The 13,264-nt window shown below is 46.8% G+C and carries 15 protein-coding genes and 1 other annotated feature; of the genes, 8 read left to right on the forward strand and 7 right to left on the reverse strand.

Annotated features, from left to right (window positions below):
* Positions 1-11: 11 nt before the first annotated feature.
* The 6 genes from K3F53_RS15825 to K3F53_RS15850 form a co-directional block, all read right to left on the reverse strand.
* Positions 12-758: an amino acid ABC transporter ATP-binding protein gene (locus K3F53_RS15825; RefSeq protein WP_091260838.1), complete on the reverse strand. Its 747-nt coding sequence runs from the start codon at positions 756-758 to the stop codon at positions 12-14.
* Positions 759-812: 54 nt separating this feature from the next.
* Positions 813-2,006, reverse strand: a complete 1,194-nt coding sequence (locus K3F53_RS15830) for an MFS transporter (RefSeq protein ID WP_236781958.1) — start codon at positions 2,004-2,006, stop codon at positions 813-815.
* A 113-nt stretch (positions 2,007-2,119) separates the two neighbouring features.
* Complete coding sequence (locus tag K3F53_RS15835) at positions 2,120-3,238, reverse strand: GerAB/ArcD/ProY family transporter (protein ID WP_057897693.1); 1,119 nt, start codon at positions 3,236-3,238, stop codon at positions 2,120-2,122.
* A gap of 15 nt (positions 3,239-3,253) precedes the next feature.
* Positions 3,254-3,496 carry a hypothetical protein gene (locus K3F53_RS15840; protein WP_057897692.1) on the reverse strand — a complete coding sequence of 81 codons (243 nt, stop codon included), beginning with the start codon at positions 3,494-3,496 and terminating at the stop codon, positions 3,254-3,256.
* Entirely contained in the window at positions 3,493-4,692 is a 1,200-nt protein-coding gene (locus K3F53_RS15845) for a Ger(x)C family spore germination protein (protein ID WP_057897691.1), read from the reverse strand. Before K3F53_RS15845 ends, K3F53_RS15840 begins: the two co-directional genes overlap by 4 nt.
* Complete coding sequence (locus K3F53_RS15850) at positions 4,689-6,290, reverse strand: spore germination protein (protein WP_220559106.1); 1,602 nt, start codon at positions 6,288-6,290, stop codon at positions 4,689-4,691. Before K3F53_RS15850 ends, K3F53_RS15845 begins: the two co-directional genes overlap by 4 nt.
* A gap of 143 nt (positions 6,291-6,433) precedes the next feature.
* Positions 6,434-6,658, forward strand: a binding site (T-box leader).
* A gap of 98 nt (positions 6,659-6,756) precedes the next feature.
* On the opposite strand from K3F53_RS15850, the gene proB reads away from it, so the two are divergent.
* From proB to K3F53_RS15885, 7 genes are all read left to right on the forward strand, one after another.
* Positions 6,757-7,914 carry a glutamate 5-kinase gene (gene proB / locus K3F53_RS15855; protein WP_220559107.1) on the forward strand — a complete coding sequence of 386 codons (1,158 nt, stop codon included), beginning with the start codon at positions 6,757-6,759 and terminating at the stop codon, positions 7,912-7,914.
* Positions 7,911-9,158 (forward strand): glutamate-5-semialdehyde dehydrogenase, encoded by a 1,248-nt coding sequence (locus K3F53_RS15860; protein ID WP_091260845.1) that lies wholly within the window; start codon positions 7,911-7,913, stop codon positions 9,156-9,158. The genes proB and K3F53_RS15860 overlap by 4 nt, the downstream gene beginning before the upstream one ends.
* A 13-nt stretch (positions 9,159-9,171) precedes the next feature.
* On the forward strand, positions 9,172-10,008 hold the full coding sequence (proC, locus tag K3F53_RS15865; RefSeq protein ID WP_057897687.1) for a pyrroline-5-carboxylate reductase: 837 nt from the start codon (positions 9,172-9,174) through the stop codon (positions 10,006-10,008).
* 35 nt (positions 10,009-10,043) lie between these two features.
* Positions 10,044-10,856, forward strand: coding sequence for an isopentenyl transferase family protein (locus K3F53_RS15870; RefSeq protein WP_057897686.1), 813 nt, complete (start codon positions 10,044-10,046; stop codon positions 10,854-10,856).
* 110 nt (positions 10,857-10,966) lie between these two features.
* The gene (locus tag K3F53_RS15875) at positions 10,967-11,215 is read left to right on the forward strand and encodes a hypothetical protein (RefSeq protein WP_246615651.1); all 249 of its coding nucleotides are present in this window, start codon (positions 10,967-10,969) and stop codon (positions 11,213-11,215) included.
* A gap of 12 nt (positions 11,216-11,227) precedes the next feature.
* A complete protein-coding gene (locus K3F53_RS15880; protein WP_091260846.1) occupies positions 11,228-11,578 on the forward strand; it encodes a spore coat protein in 351 nt (116 codons plus the stop codon).
* 172 nt (positions 11,579-11,750) lie between these two features.
* Positions 11,751-12,089 (forward strand): YfhH family protein, encoded by a 339-nt coding sequence (locus K3F53_RS15885; RefSeq protein ID WP_057897684.1) that lies wholly within the window; start codon positions 11,751-11,753, stop codon positions 12,087-12,089.
* Here K3F53_RS15885 and K3F53_RS15890 read toward each other — a convergent pair.
* Positions 12,086-12,631, reverse strand: coding sequence for a GNAT family N-acetyltransferase (locus K3F53_RS15890; protein WP_057897683.1), 546 nt, complete (start codon positions 12,629-12,631; stop codon positions 12,086-12,088). The genes K3F53_RS15885 and K3F53_RS15890 overlap by 4 nt on opposite strands.
* Positions 12,632-12,757: 126 nt before the next feature.
* On the opposite strand from K3F53_RS15890, the gene K3F53_RS15895 reads away from it, so the two are divergent.
* The gene (locus K3F53_RS15895; protein WP_220559108.1) at positions 12,758-13,216 is read left to right on the forward strand and encodes a cupredoxin domain-containing protein; all 459 of its coding nucleotides are present in this window, start codon (positions 12,758-12,760) and stop codon (positions 13,214-13,216) included.
* Positions 13,217-13,264 lie beyond the last annotated feature (48 nt).

Genomic DNA, 13,264 nt, shown 5'->3' on the forward strand with positions numbered 1-13,264 from the left:
TCTGTTCGATATTAATGTGCCTCCTCGGAAATATCGATGACTTTGCGCAGAAACGCACGCGTGCGTTCATTCTTCGGATTCGTAAATACGTCTTCCGGCTTGCCCTCTTCTATAATAACACCCTGATCCATAAAGATGACACGATCGCACACATCGCGTGCAAACCCCATTTCATGGGTAACCACTACCATCGTCATCCCTTCTTGGGCCAGCTCTTTCATAACCGCCAGCACCTCGCCTACCAATTCAGGGTCAAGTGCCGAAGTCGGCTCATCAAACAACATCACTTTTGGATTCATCGCCAGTGCCCTTGCAATCGCTACACGCTGCATTTGCCCCCCTGACAATTTCTCCGGATAAACCTCTGCTTTGTCACGCAGGCCGACTTTTTCAAGAAGATGCAACGCTTTTTCACGCGCTTTGTCAGGATTTTCTTTCAACACTTTCAACGGGGCAAGCATCACATTTTCCAGTACAGTTTTATGCGGAAACAGGTTAAAGCGTTGGAATACCATGCCCACTTCTATGCGCACCCGGTTCATATCAACTTTCGGATCGGACAAATCATGCCCGTTAACGATAATCTGGCCGCTCGTTAATTCTTCCAATCCGTTCAAGCAGCGCAAAAACGTACTTTTCCCCGAACCGGACGGGCCAATCACGCTGACGACTTCCTTCTCATTAATGACGCAGTCGACGCCTTTCAATACTTCCAATGAACCATAATATTTATGCAAATCTTTAACTTGAATAATCATGCTCCCGTCCCCTTTCCAACTGCCCTCCATCCTTTTTATTTTAAGAAAAAAAGGCTAATTTGTAAAACGGATTAACGATGTTTTTTCTTCCTGTTTGGTTCTCTGGAAAAAGAATCCTAAACCTATGAAAAGCAAAAACATACTACCAAGAAAATAAAACATGCTGCCCGGAGACACATATTGAATGCCGAGCCCGCCCAGATTCGGGCCAATAATGCTTCCTACGCTAAAATTAATGGAAGCGATGACGTTGGCTGCTGGCAGATACGCTTTCGGCACAAGGTCAGCCACATAAGCAAGGCCGAGGGAATAAAATGAACCGACCAGACCTCCTGCCGCAATAAACGCAAACAATATGCCCCATACATTATTGCCGAATAGCGGAACAGACAAAAAGGCCAGCCCACCTGCGAATCCGGCCAGCATAAGCACTTGCTTTCGCCCTTTGCGGTCGCTCCATAATCCGAGCGGAATCTGCAAAATCAAGCTTCCAATACCGAAAGCAGGCAAAAGCACTGACACCCAGCTTTCGCTGATCCCCATCCGCAGCCCATACACCGGAAAGTTGCTGTTCATGGACGATTCCATATACCCATAAAGAAGAGCCGGAAAAAGCGCGAACCAAGCGATTCGTATTGCCCCGATATAACGGCTTTTGGCAGGTGCATTCTTTTCTTCCCGTACCGGATATTCGTGCGGCATCTTGAGCAAAAGCAAAAGCGCAAGACCAAAACAGCCGCCGATCACAGCGAAAGGCACCCACACACCGAATGACATCAGATTGATGCCCAAAGGTCCGATACTAAATCCAATCGCATACGCCATTCCGTAAATAGAAATATTGCGCCCTCGTTTCTCAGCCGGGCTTGTAGATGTAATCCACAGCTGTGACGAATAATGCAGCGCACTGTCTCCCATTCCGACCAACATACGCAACGCAAACCAAAAGACAAGATTTTTCCAGAGGGGAAATAATAGCGTCGCCGCCATAACAAGCATAATTCCCAGTATGATGACCCTTTTATAGCCGAATTTACGCACTGGCTTTTCAATAACCAGCATGATAAGGAACATCCCGATATACAAGGCAACGGCATTCAAACCGTTCATGCCGGATGATACTCCTGATTTTTCCAAAAGAATCGTTAGGAGTGGAAGCAGTAACCCTTGGCTCAAGCCAGCAATGAGCACTACAAAGATTAAAAGCAAAAAACGGTATGATGACGAAGCGGTTCGCACTTTCTTCACTCCCCTTCCTAAAAATAATAATGCTTGTCGGCAAACGGCTCCATGCGCATTTGTACCAACAAGCTTACAATCCAACATCTATTGTACTGTACAAAAAGAAAAAAGGCGACGAATTAATTCGACGCCTTTCCTTCTTCCAAACTATCCACATGATTAGCAGGCCCCTGCTTTCGTCGACGCAACCAGCTAACGACAAGGAGCAATGCAGGCAAAAGCAACATAAAAATAGGGGCAGTCACCACGCGAATATCATTATGATACAAAGTAACATCATTTACATCATTAATAAAAATTTGTGATAGGCCAATAATCAGAAAACAGAGTGGCAACACAAGCGGATTGACACTTTTCGCTCCGGTAAGATGTGCCACTCCATGGACGAGCGTATAGAAAATAACGATAAATCTCATCAATATCATCATGATAAAGATTCCAAGGAGCAAAATATCAATCCGCTCGATAAACTCCCCAATCTTAACAAAGCGAATCGCTGTAATGTACGGATATGTGTTAGCCTGCGCTGTTCCCGGTCCAAGCACCCCAACGGTGATAATGATCTTATAGGCAATGTAGAGACCGCCCAGCACAAGCGCAATGACCGGAGAAAAAAATCGCTTATTCGATCTTTTCGTGTAAGGAAGAATACTCATGAAAAAAATAATCTCTCCAAGCGGAAGAACGTAATGCAGATACGATGCATACAAAATCTCGCCCGGTGGATGATCCAAAAACGGTAGCACATTCTCCAGCCTAAACTGACCGATCAGCAGCATATTGATAAAAACAAGCAAGATGAAATAAAAAGGAAACGCCATCTCTACGAATCGGCCAATTCCTTCTATTCCTTGGTATACCGCATACGCTGCTACGATAACCATGCTAATAATGTATACACCAACCGGCAATTCAGGAGTTAATGTCGATACGACGAATTCGGCGACACTTCGAGACAGAATGGAGCAAACTTCCACTGCAAAACAGATATACAACAAACTTACCAATTTTCCCGGCCATTTCCCGAGGATGTCTTCCGCGTATTCAAACAGTATCTTTCCAGGATGCCGCTTTTGCAGTTGTGCAAGCAAATAAAAGGTAAGGATGCTGGGCAAAATGGCAAACAAACTGGCAATTGCCCCATCCTGGCCCGCCATTATGGGGTTCTCCGAGCTTGTCATATAAATGACAATCAGGATAAACAATTGACTGGAAGAAATTCGACCTTTTTCATACATATTTTTCACCGCCTTTTACATCTCAATGCCAAAAATTGCAGGGAACACTCTGTGAGCAATCGGTCCAGTGATACTGTGTAAATAGCGGATAGGATAGCCAACGCCCCAGTTGAACATAAAGACTAACACAAAATAACTAGCTATAACGCTGAGCACCACAAAAACAAACAAATCTTTCCATTCTTTATCTTTGCTGAACTGCCTTACTTTAACCACGAAATATACGACAAACAAAAGACAAGCCAGAATCAAGATCATGACTGTTCACCTTTTTTTACCTGATTAATTAGCCCGGTACGGAACGTATTCCATGTAATGGATACATGAACAGGAATATTCGGATAAATAGTATCCCACTCCTTTCGATGCTCATGCCAGTACCGTTTATGCTGACGGTGAATCAAACTATTAAATTCAAAAATGTCGACCTTTTTCTCTTTCTGCATTTTATGAAGCAGAGTGCGAATGTCACGTTGTATTCTTTCTTCCAATCGTTTTTTCAGCTTGGCCACCGTCACCTCCTTGTTAAAATCGGGTGAAGCGCCCGACTCTAAAACGGTAGCATCCAAGCTTAATTGCACATCAATTTTGGGAACTCCATTTGTTATGCTGCTTTTTTTCCTGTCTTTTATCTTAATCTGTACCGCGGTACTTCGTCTGTTGCTCCCCGCTTCGTTTAGCGGAACAGAAAAGACTATTTCCGGCTCCTGCTGTATCGTTTTGTTAAGAAAATGAAGCGTCCGAACCTCCTCTCTGGATAAATCCGTTACCAGTGTTTGATTACGAATTACGGAAGCGCCGGTAATCGCTATAATTTGTTTTTCCTTATCTTTGGAAAGATACTTGTGAACACGACCGGTGACAAATCCTTCGTACGGACTCGCATAGCTGTTAATGAGTTCACGTAGCATCACAACTGCCGTTCGGCCCCATTCCGCCTGATTGTTAATAATTCCGACCAGTTCCTCTCCCATTGTACTCTCGCCATTTGGCTCTGCTGTTACGATATCCTCCGCCGTTCCATTGGCGACAAGAATCCAGCTGGAATAACGAATTTCCCGATTTCGCGCAAAGAAATCCACCACTTCTTTCAGTACTTTCTGTTTTACTAACGTCTCCCCTAATATGATGACCTTACTGTGAAACCAGACAAGCTTTCCGGATGTTTGAGCACGCAAGTTTTTTGAAGCTTCCATAATGGTGTCTCCTGTTGCTCTTGCCGTATATGCGCTCTCTGGCGAAATGGCGACATTTTTTTCCTTCGCCGGTTTAAGAGACTGGATAGACAGAATAAATTTTTTATGCTTCGGATCATAATCTACCCCCGTGATCATTACGACATTTAACTGGTTTAATTCCCGGACAGCAATGCCGCCCGCTACTGTGCCACATCCCTGAAGAAAGGGGACGAACAAAAGGAAAAAGAAAGCAAATGAAAGCAGTTTTTTCTTCATTCATGCGTTCCCCCTTCCTGCTCCGGAGGATTAGAAGCTACATCCATTCTCTTCAGGTCCTTTTTCTGCAAATAATTTGGCCGCGATTTTCGTAGTGAAAATGGCAAAACGAACAGTTCGCTTATCCATGACCTAGGATGCGCCGGGGCAACCGGGGACATATACGGTACGCCAAACGTACGCAGCGAACACATGTGAATACCGAGCGCGACAAGCGCAATCGAAATGCCGTATATCCCCAGGCTCGCTGCAACAATCATCATCGGGAAACGCAGCAGGCGGGTAACCATAGCCAGATTAAAAGCAGGAATAGTAAAAGAAGCAATCCCTGTAAAAGCTACGACAATGACCATTGCCTGTGAAATGATCCCCGCTTCTACGGCCGCCTGCCCTACAACAAGCGCGCCTACTATACTGACCGCCGAACCGACCGGACGCGGCAGGCGCACACCCGCTTCCCGCAGTATCTCGAACGAAATCTCCATAATTAACGCTTCAATTAACGCCGGAAACGGCACACCGACTCTAGCTGAAATAACCGTTAATAAAAGCGGGGTGGGGATAAGCTCCTGATGAAATGTAGTAATAGCAACATAAAGGGACGGGCCTAGTAGCGCGGTAAGAAACGTAATGATCCGCAATAGACGAACCGCGCTGGGAAAGTAAAAACGCTGATAGTAATCCTCGCTAGCCTGCAAGAAATCATAGAAAACAGCCGGTATCAGCAACACAAATGGCGTACCATCAACAATGACGGCTACCCGTCCTTCCGCCAGTCCCGATACTACTTTATCCGGTCGTTCAGTGGAAAGAATTTGTGGAAACGGCGAGTAGACACTATCCTGAATTAACTCTTCGAGCTCGGCGCTCTCCAGAAGAACATCCAGATCGATTTCTTTCAATCGTTTCCGCAACGTATTAAGGACATCTTCTTCTACAAGATCGCAAATATACATAAAGCAGACCACTGTTCGGCTACGATGGCCGATTTTAATCACTTCCGACTTCAAATCCGGCGTGCGTAACCGCTTGCGAATCAACCCTGTATTATCCTGTAGCTTCTCGGTAAAACCTTCGCGCGGGCCCCGCACCAGCTGTTCAGCCTCTGGTTCGGAAACAGAACGGGTTGGGAGGTTCGGCGTAACCACCGCGACCGCATACGGCATATAATCGACATGAACGACAGCACAGCCGGCGGTAATCATCTCAATCATCGTTTTTAAATTATCAACCGGCATCAATTTTTTTGCCGTAATCACCTGATCTTCCACATGACCGAGAAACGACTCCGGGCCCATTTCTAACAATGGCCGGATCACATGCTGGTCAAGAATCATTTCATTGACCAAGTCATCCAGAAAAAATACTGCCCCTTCCGGCATTCTTGCGTCATTTTTTGCGTTTGGAAATGTTAATAGATGCGTGACAAACACGTCCACATCTTTAAATATCGCTTGCAGCCGCGCGGCATTCACCGCTGTCATCGGATCAATGCCAATCTCTTCGAGCCTCTTCTGTTCTTTCACATCTTCTTTTGCCTGTCCCTGCGCAATTTCTTCTAACGTTTTTGCTTTTTTCGGCTTTTTAAATTTCCCCATTTTTGTCACCCGTTTCTTTGCAGAATCTTTAGGTAGGTTGTGTAGAAACAGGGAAAATATACAGTCTGCATTTTTTTTCATATCACTTGACAATTGTGTAAAGGGTCTGCGATAATAAATTTCAAATCCAATGGTATAAAGATACGAACGTGTTGATGGGGATTAGTAGGGCATACGCCTGCGTTCAGAGAGCAAATCATACCGCTGCAAGATTTGCCGTACGGCCTGCCTGAACCCACCCCGGAGCGCCAGGGATGAACCTGGCCAGGGTCCTCTCCCTGTTACCAAAGAGGTAAGCGGGCATGCGGCCAATGCCGCATCGCCAATAAAGGTGGTACCGCGGAAGCAATTTGCCTTTCGTCCTTTTGCAAAGGAACGAAAGGCATTTTTTTGTTAGATGGTCATGCAATGTCTGCGTGTTTTTCTTGTGATGAAGTATTTCTGAGAATAAAGGTGGAGTACAAGGATGGATGCCAAAAGAAAACATCGTGTTGTTGTGAAAATCGGAAGCAGCTCACTGACAAACCCGACAGGCGGATTGTCCCGTCAAAAGCTGGAAGAGCATGTCTCCGCACTAGCGGCGCTGCGCCGGGCGGGTCACGAGGTCATTCTCGTATCGTCCGGAGCTGTTGCGACCGGATTTACGCAGCTTGGGTATCCATCACGACCTGTTACGCTGGAAGGCAAACAGGCGGCTGCAGCGGTCGGCCAGGGACTATTAATCCAGGCATATAATGATTCATTGCGGACATACGGGCTTTCAGGGGCGCAAATTTTGCTTACGCGCGACGATTTTTCCAAACGTCATCGCTACCAAAACGCCCATAATGCATTGAACGAGTTACTGAAACGAGGGATTCTCCCGATTATTAATGAAAATGACTGCGTAGCCGTCGATGAGCTTACATTCGGGGACAATGATATGCTTTCCGCGCTTGTGGCCGGCTTTTTGCGAGCGGATGATTTAATCATTTTGACTGATACGGACGGATTGTATGACGCTGACCCGCGCACAAATCCGCAGGCGAAAAAATTTACGCTCATTGAAGAGATTACTTCCGAGATTGAGGCCATTGCCGGAGGAGCCGGCAGCCGCGTCGGCACCGGAGGCATGCGTTCGAAAATTAACGCTGCGAAATTTGCGCTTTCGCTAGGTATCCATGTTTTTATCGGTACAGGCAAAGGCGCAGGCAAACTGCTTGACATCTTGGCAGGAAAAGGGGAAGGCACATATTTTCGCAACGACATGAGAGCGCCTCTTAAAGCGCGTAAACAATGGATCGCTTTTCACGCAGAAAGCGATGGACGCATCGTAATTGATAAGGGAGCAGCCCGGGCGTTGCTCTACGAAGGAAAAAGCCTGCTACCTTCCGGAATTGTTAGGGTATGCGGGGATTTTTCAGCCGGCCAAGTCGTGGAAGTAACCGATTTATCCGGCCGCTTGCTCGGGAAAGGGGAAGTCAACTACTCTGCGGCACAACTTGAACAGGTAAAAGGTGAATCCACTGCTGTTTGTCGCGAACAACTGGGCGTTCTCCGCGTAGAAGCAGTACACCGGGATAACTGGGTGACGTTATATATCAATGAGAATAAAGAGGAACATAAGGAGGAGATTATGCAATGACACTGCTCGACAAGGCAAAACTGGCAAAACAGGCGGCAGCGCAAATGGTTACGCTGACCACCGAAGAAAAAAATCAGGCGTTGCTCGCAATGGCAGACGCGCTTGAAAACAACATGGCGCGCATTCTTGCAGCGAATGAAAAAGATATAGCGTCCGCCAAAGAAGCAGGCGTAACAGGCGCACTTATCGATCGCCTAATGTTGACGGAAATCCGCGTCCACGACATGGCAGAAGGACTGCGTCAAGTTGTCGAGTTGCCAGATCCTATCGGCGAAGTGATGGATTCGTGGGAAAGGCCGAATGGTTTGCGTATTACTAAAGTGCGCGTGCCGCTCGGTGTCATTGGCATGATTTATGAAGCACGTCCGAATGTAACCGTGGACGCAACCGGACTTTGCCTGAAATCCGGCAATGCGGTCATTCTGCGGGGCAGTTCTTCCGCACTTCATTCTAATCGGATACTCGTCACCATCCTGCGTGAAGCACTCCTGAGCACTCGCGTTCCGCAAGAGGCGGTACAATTGCTTGAAGAAGGCACACGCGAAGAAGTGAATCAGATGCTGAAAATGAACGATTATCTCGATGTTCTCATTCCGCGCGGTGGCGCGGGCCTTATCCGCTCGGTCGTAGAAAACGCCTCGGTTCCGGTGCTGGAAACAGGCGCAGGCAACTGTCATATATACGTTGACGAATCGGCAAAACCCGATATGACGCATGCCATCGTAATAAATGCAAAAACGCAGCGCCCGGCCGTATGCAACGCCGCCGAAACGCTGCTTGTTCACGAAGCTTGGGCCAAGAAACACCTCCCGGCTTTGTTGAGCGCACTAAAAGAGAAAAACGTCGAGCTCCGCGGCTGCGAACGCGTACGCGAATTGGCAAAGAATGTGGAGATCATTCCAGCAACGGAAGAAGATTGGCGCACGGAATATCTGGATTACACGATGGCAATCACCGTGGTTGAATCGGTCGACAGCGCCATTGAACATATTAACCGATACAGCACAAAGCACTCGGAAGCAATTATAACCGAATCGGAAGCAAGCGCGCGTAAGTTCCTCACTCGTGTGGATTCCGCCGCGGTTTACCATAATGCCTCCACCCGTTTTACAGATGGATTTGAGTTCGGCTTCGGGGCGGAAATCGGCATCAGCACACAGAAACTGCATGCACGCGGACCAATGGGCCTGCCGGCTCTTACTTCTTCCAAGTATGTCATCTATGGCACGGGACAAATTCGATAAAGGGGAGAATGCAATGTCTAGCCTTAAGGATAAAACCATTTGCTTTCTCGGCGCTGGATCTATGGCGGAAGCAATGATTTCAGGATTGGTAAACAAAAATCTCCTTCCTTCCAAGCAGATCTGTGCACTAAACCGCAGCAATAGCACCCGCATCCGGGAATTAGCGACGCGCTATGGAATTTCTATATTAAGAAAAGAAGAAGCGATTAGAACAGCGGATATTATCATCCTCGCTGTCAAACCGAAAGATATTGACGCAGCGATCGCAGAGATTCAATCATTCACCCGGCCGAAACAACTTTTTATTTCTGTACTGGCCGGCATCTCCACGGATTATATTTCGCACCTGCTTGGCCACCAAGCCCCGGTTATCCGAACAATGCCAAATACTTCAGCGGCGGTCGGTTTGTCCGCTACAGCGATCGCTTCCGGCGCGTTCGCTACGGAAAAGGATATGGAACTTGCCATGCAAATTTTTCAAGCGATCGGTATTGTAGAAACAGTAAAAGAAAAAGACCTGCACGCCGTAACCGGTCTTTCCGGAAGCGGTCCAGCTTATGTATACTATTTGGTAGAAGCAATGGAAGCGGCCGGACGTGAAATCGGCCTTGCACCGGAAGTAGCCCGCCGCCTGATTCTGCAGACGATCATCGGCGCAGCGCATATGCTCCGCGACCGCCAAGAAGAACCGGCACTGTTACGCAAACAAGTGACCAGTCCGAATGGTACGACCGCAGCAGGGATTGCCGTGCTCGAAGAACGCGGCTTCCAGGAAGCGATGCTTGCCTGCATCAAACGCGCGGCCGAACGATCAGCTGAAATGGGAAAACAATCAGTGTCTGCCTCCTAACAGTTGCTTCGAATTCGGCAAAGGAGACACGTAGTATGGATGTTTACGCATTGTACGGCCCAAGCGGAACAGGAAAAAGCTCAAGCGCCCTCGAGCTGGCGCATAAACATAAAATCAGTGCCATTATTGATGATGGCCTGCTTATTTATAAAGGGCGCAAAGTTGCAGGCACATCTGCCAAATACGAGCGCACAACGGTGCAGGCCGTCAAACGAGCGATTTTTTTCTATAAAGACCACGCGCAGGAAGTGCGAAAAGCGATCCATGAATACGAAATCGAGCGGATTCTCTTGCTCGGCACCTCACGCAAAATGGTAAACCGAATCGCGGACGCGCTTGAACTAGGGCCAATTTCCAAATATATCGCCATTGAAGATATCCGCTCTTCCAGCGAAATTAAGGCAGCGCTTTATACCCGGCGCACCGCCGGCAAACACGTCATCCCAATTCCTTACATTCAGGTGGAACAAGATTTCTTCCGCCGCCTGATCGCGCGCGGTAAAAAATTTTTTTCCGCCAAAAAAGAAGTAATAGGAGAAACGACAATCGTACAGCCGGATTTCGGTGGTGGACGCGTCCATGTCACGGAACATGTTTTGCGTAAGCTGATCACATTAAGTTGCCGCGATATGCAGGAAGTAACAAACATGACCAAAATTCATGTCATGCTAAACGATCTGCCTTTCGTCTCACTGGAAGTTCACCTAAACGTGCCGCGCGGAACTCCCTTAAGACAGGTGGCGCAGGAAATACACCACCGCATCTATGATGCTTACGTCCGGCATCTGAACCTCGAACTTGACACCATCAATATCACGATTGGCAAACTTACAATGCCCGACGCGTGAATGCGTCGGTTTTTTTTGTGCAAAATATGCATGTATAAATCCATATAATGAAAGGAGTTTATTCCGTGCAACAACAGCAACAAACACCCGGACAAATGCAGCAGGCAATAATGATGACACCGCCAGCAGTCATGACGACAAAAGACGTACTCTATGTCAAAGATCAAATGAGCTGGCTGCTTGTCGCTATGAAAAAGTGTAGTCACTATGCGCAAGAATGTGCCGATCCACAAATCAAGCAAATCATTGACCGCGCAGGCCAAATGCATCAACGCCATTACAATACGCTGCTTCAGCACTGCCAGAACAACAATAATAGCGCTATGGGCAATATACCGACCAATATGTCTGCACAATGATTAAGGAGGGATATTATGCAAAATAACCAAATCGCAAATCCGACCGCACCATTGCAAGGCGGCCAAATACAGCAAAGCCCGCAAATGACTGACCGCGACCGTCTAAACGATATCCTTGCAACTCAAAAATATCTGACCGACAATTTTAACATTGCGGTGCGCGAAGCAAGCCATGATGCACTGCACCGCGATATACTGACTTGCCTGACTGAAACGCACCAGTGCGCGCGTGATATTTTCAACCTGATGTTCCAGCAAGGTTGGTATAAGCTTGAAGCGGAAGAGCAACAGAAACTGGATCAGACATACCAACAGTTTAACGGTTATACCTCCCAATTCCCGTACACAGGACAAACTCAATGAGAAAAAGCTCGCGGGCTTATCCCCGCGAGCTTTTCTTTTCCAGATAAGCGGTTAACGATCCGAGTCTTACCTGCCAATACAGGTTTCAAACTTTTTATTAAGGGACTTGTGATATACTACTAATCAAGTATAAAAAACAGGTGAACCATAGGTAGAAAGAGGTTATAAACGCATGAAACGTTACAGCGAAATGACAAGAGAGGAATTGCAGGCGGAAATGCAGCGCCTGCGCGCGGAAAGTATGCGAAAATACCAGGCCGGATACATTTCTGAAGCATCGGTGCTCGAATCTAAATTTTTCATGGCCCGCTCTTATCTGCTTAACCCGGATCATTTTATGAGCGGACAGGAGTATGGGGTTATCGGATACGATGAACCGTTTTTTGTACGCTACTTAAACGGTGTAATGGCATGGGGGCATTTCCGCTCATCCACCGAAGAGCGTGCGTTCCCAATCGGCCGTCTCGAAGAATTAACACCGTTCTGCGGAAGCGGAAGCTGCGGTTGTTAATCCCGTCGCCATTCGTTTTTTAACAGGCTATAAATATAGTGATCAACATAACGGTTATACAGCCACTCTCCCTGGCGGATTCTGCCTTCTCTTATAAAGCCGAGCCGCTCCGGTATGGCGCGGCTCTTCCGATTTTCCACCGCACAACGAATTTCCACCCGATTTAATCCCAATTCGTCAAATGCGTATGTAATTAATCTTTTCACAGCAGCGGTCATAATGCCCTGACCTTCCATCCCTTCCGCAAGCCAGTACCCGATGCTTGTATGATGATTCATCCAATCAATGTGGTGCAGATTGATGACACCGATAATTCTGCCCTCGTATCGAATCATATAAGTCACACCATTTTTCATTTGCTGGAGTTGCCTGCTTGCCGCAATAAAAGCCTCTGTGTCAGACACGCTTTGATTTGCGTCTACCCAGCCGAGAAACCTTCGCAAATGTTCCCGATTGGCATCTACCAGCGCGTATAATTCGGCCGCGTCCTTATGTTCAATTTCCCTCAGTGTAATACGCTCATTCACCTTTAGTTCCATCATCCATCTACCTCCCCTTTATTTTAAAGCAAGTATATCCTATTTTTCCAATGGTTTCATGAAGGAAATGTTACCATTCTCCCCATACTATTGTTAGCTGTCCATCTTCCTTTATAAGGAGAAAATATTATGCATCGATATATGTTTCATATGATTTGCACACTTCTAACGCTGACGTTCATCATTCATGCATTTCTTTCCATCCCGAACGTAAAAACACAAAGCCGATCAACAATCGAACAAATGCTGACACCTGCCAATCTTCCCGCAACAACCGGTCATAAAAAGCATCCAGACGGTAAGATAAATCCGCGTGGGACGCAAACGATCATTATTAGTAAAAATGGCTTTGTACCTAACCGGATTGTATGTAAGCAAGGCGATACTGTTTCTTTTATCATCTATAACCTAGATGATAAAACGCATAATATTGTGTTGGCAAATTATCATATCTTCTCTCCTGATTTACGCAAAGGGGAGACAGCCAAAATCGAGTTTACTGCCGTCAAAAAAGGCACGTTTGCTTTCATCTCAAACGTGCCCGGTTATCCGGAAATAGGATATAGAGGCATACTGGAAGTCAAATGAAGAAACCTCGCAGAGCTGTTGATGAACGAAAATTTAGGATGGTTCACT

Origin of the sequence: Aneurinibacillus thermoaerophilus (assembly GCF_019603355.1) — a bacterium.
In the GTDB taxonomy this organism is placed as follows: domain Bacteria; phylum Bacillota; class Bacilli; order Aneurinibacillales; family Aneurinibacillaceae; genus Aneurinibacillus; species Aneurinibacillus thermoaerophilus.

Coding starts and splice junctions, on each gene's coding strand:
- K3F53_RS15825 (WP_091260838.1), bottom strand. CDS start 758: ATGATTATTCAAGTTAAAGATTTGCATAAATATTATGGTTCATTGGAA.
- K3F53_RS15835 (WP_057897693.1), bottom strand. CDS start 3,238: ATGTATGAAAAAGGTCGAATTTCTTCCAGTCAATTGTTTATCCTGATT.
- K3F53_RS15840 (WP_057897692.1), bottom strand. CDS start 3,496: ATGATCTTGATTCTGGCTTGTCTTTTGTTTGTCGTATATTTCGTGGTT.
- K3F53_RS15845 (WP_057897691.1), bottom strand. CDS start 4,692: ATGAAGAAAAAACTGCTTTCATTTGCTTTCTTTTTCCTTTTGTTCGTC.
- K3F53_RS15850 (WP_220559106.1), bottom strand. CDS start 6,290: ATGGGGAAATTTAAAAAGCCGAAAAAAGCAAAAACGTTAGAAGAAATT.
- proB (WP_220559107.1), top strand. CDS start 6,757: ATGGATGCCAAAAGAAAACATCGTGTTGTTGTGAAAATCGGAAGCAGC.
- K3F53_RS15860 (WP_091260845.1), top strand. CDS start 7,911: ATGACACTGCTCGACAAGGCAAAACTGGCAAAACAGGCGGCAGCGCAA.
- proC (WP_057897687.1), top strand. CDS start 9,172: ATGTCTAGCCTTAAGGATAAAACCATTTGCTTTCTCGGCGCTGGATCT.
- K3F53_RS15870 (WP_057897686.1), top strand. CDS start 10,044: ATGGATGTTTACGCATTGTACGGCCCAAGCGGAACAGGAAAAAGCTCA.
- K3F53_RS15875 (WP_246615651.1), top strand. CDS start 10,967: ATGATGACACCGCCAGCAGTCATGACGACAAAAGACGTACTCTATGTC.
- K3F53_RS15885 (WP_057897684.1), top strand. CDS start 11,751: ATGAAACGTTACAGCGAAATGACAAGAGAGGAATTGCAGGCGGAAATG.
- K3F53_RS15890 (WP_057897683.1), bottom strand. CDS start 12,631: ATGATGGAACTAAAGGTGAATGAGCGTATTACACTGAGGGAAATTGAA.
- K3F53_RS15895 (WP_220559108.1), top strand. CDS start 12,758: ATGCATCGATATATGTTTCATATGATTTGCACACTTCTAACGCTGACG.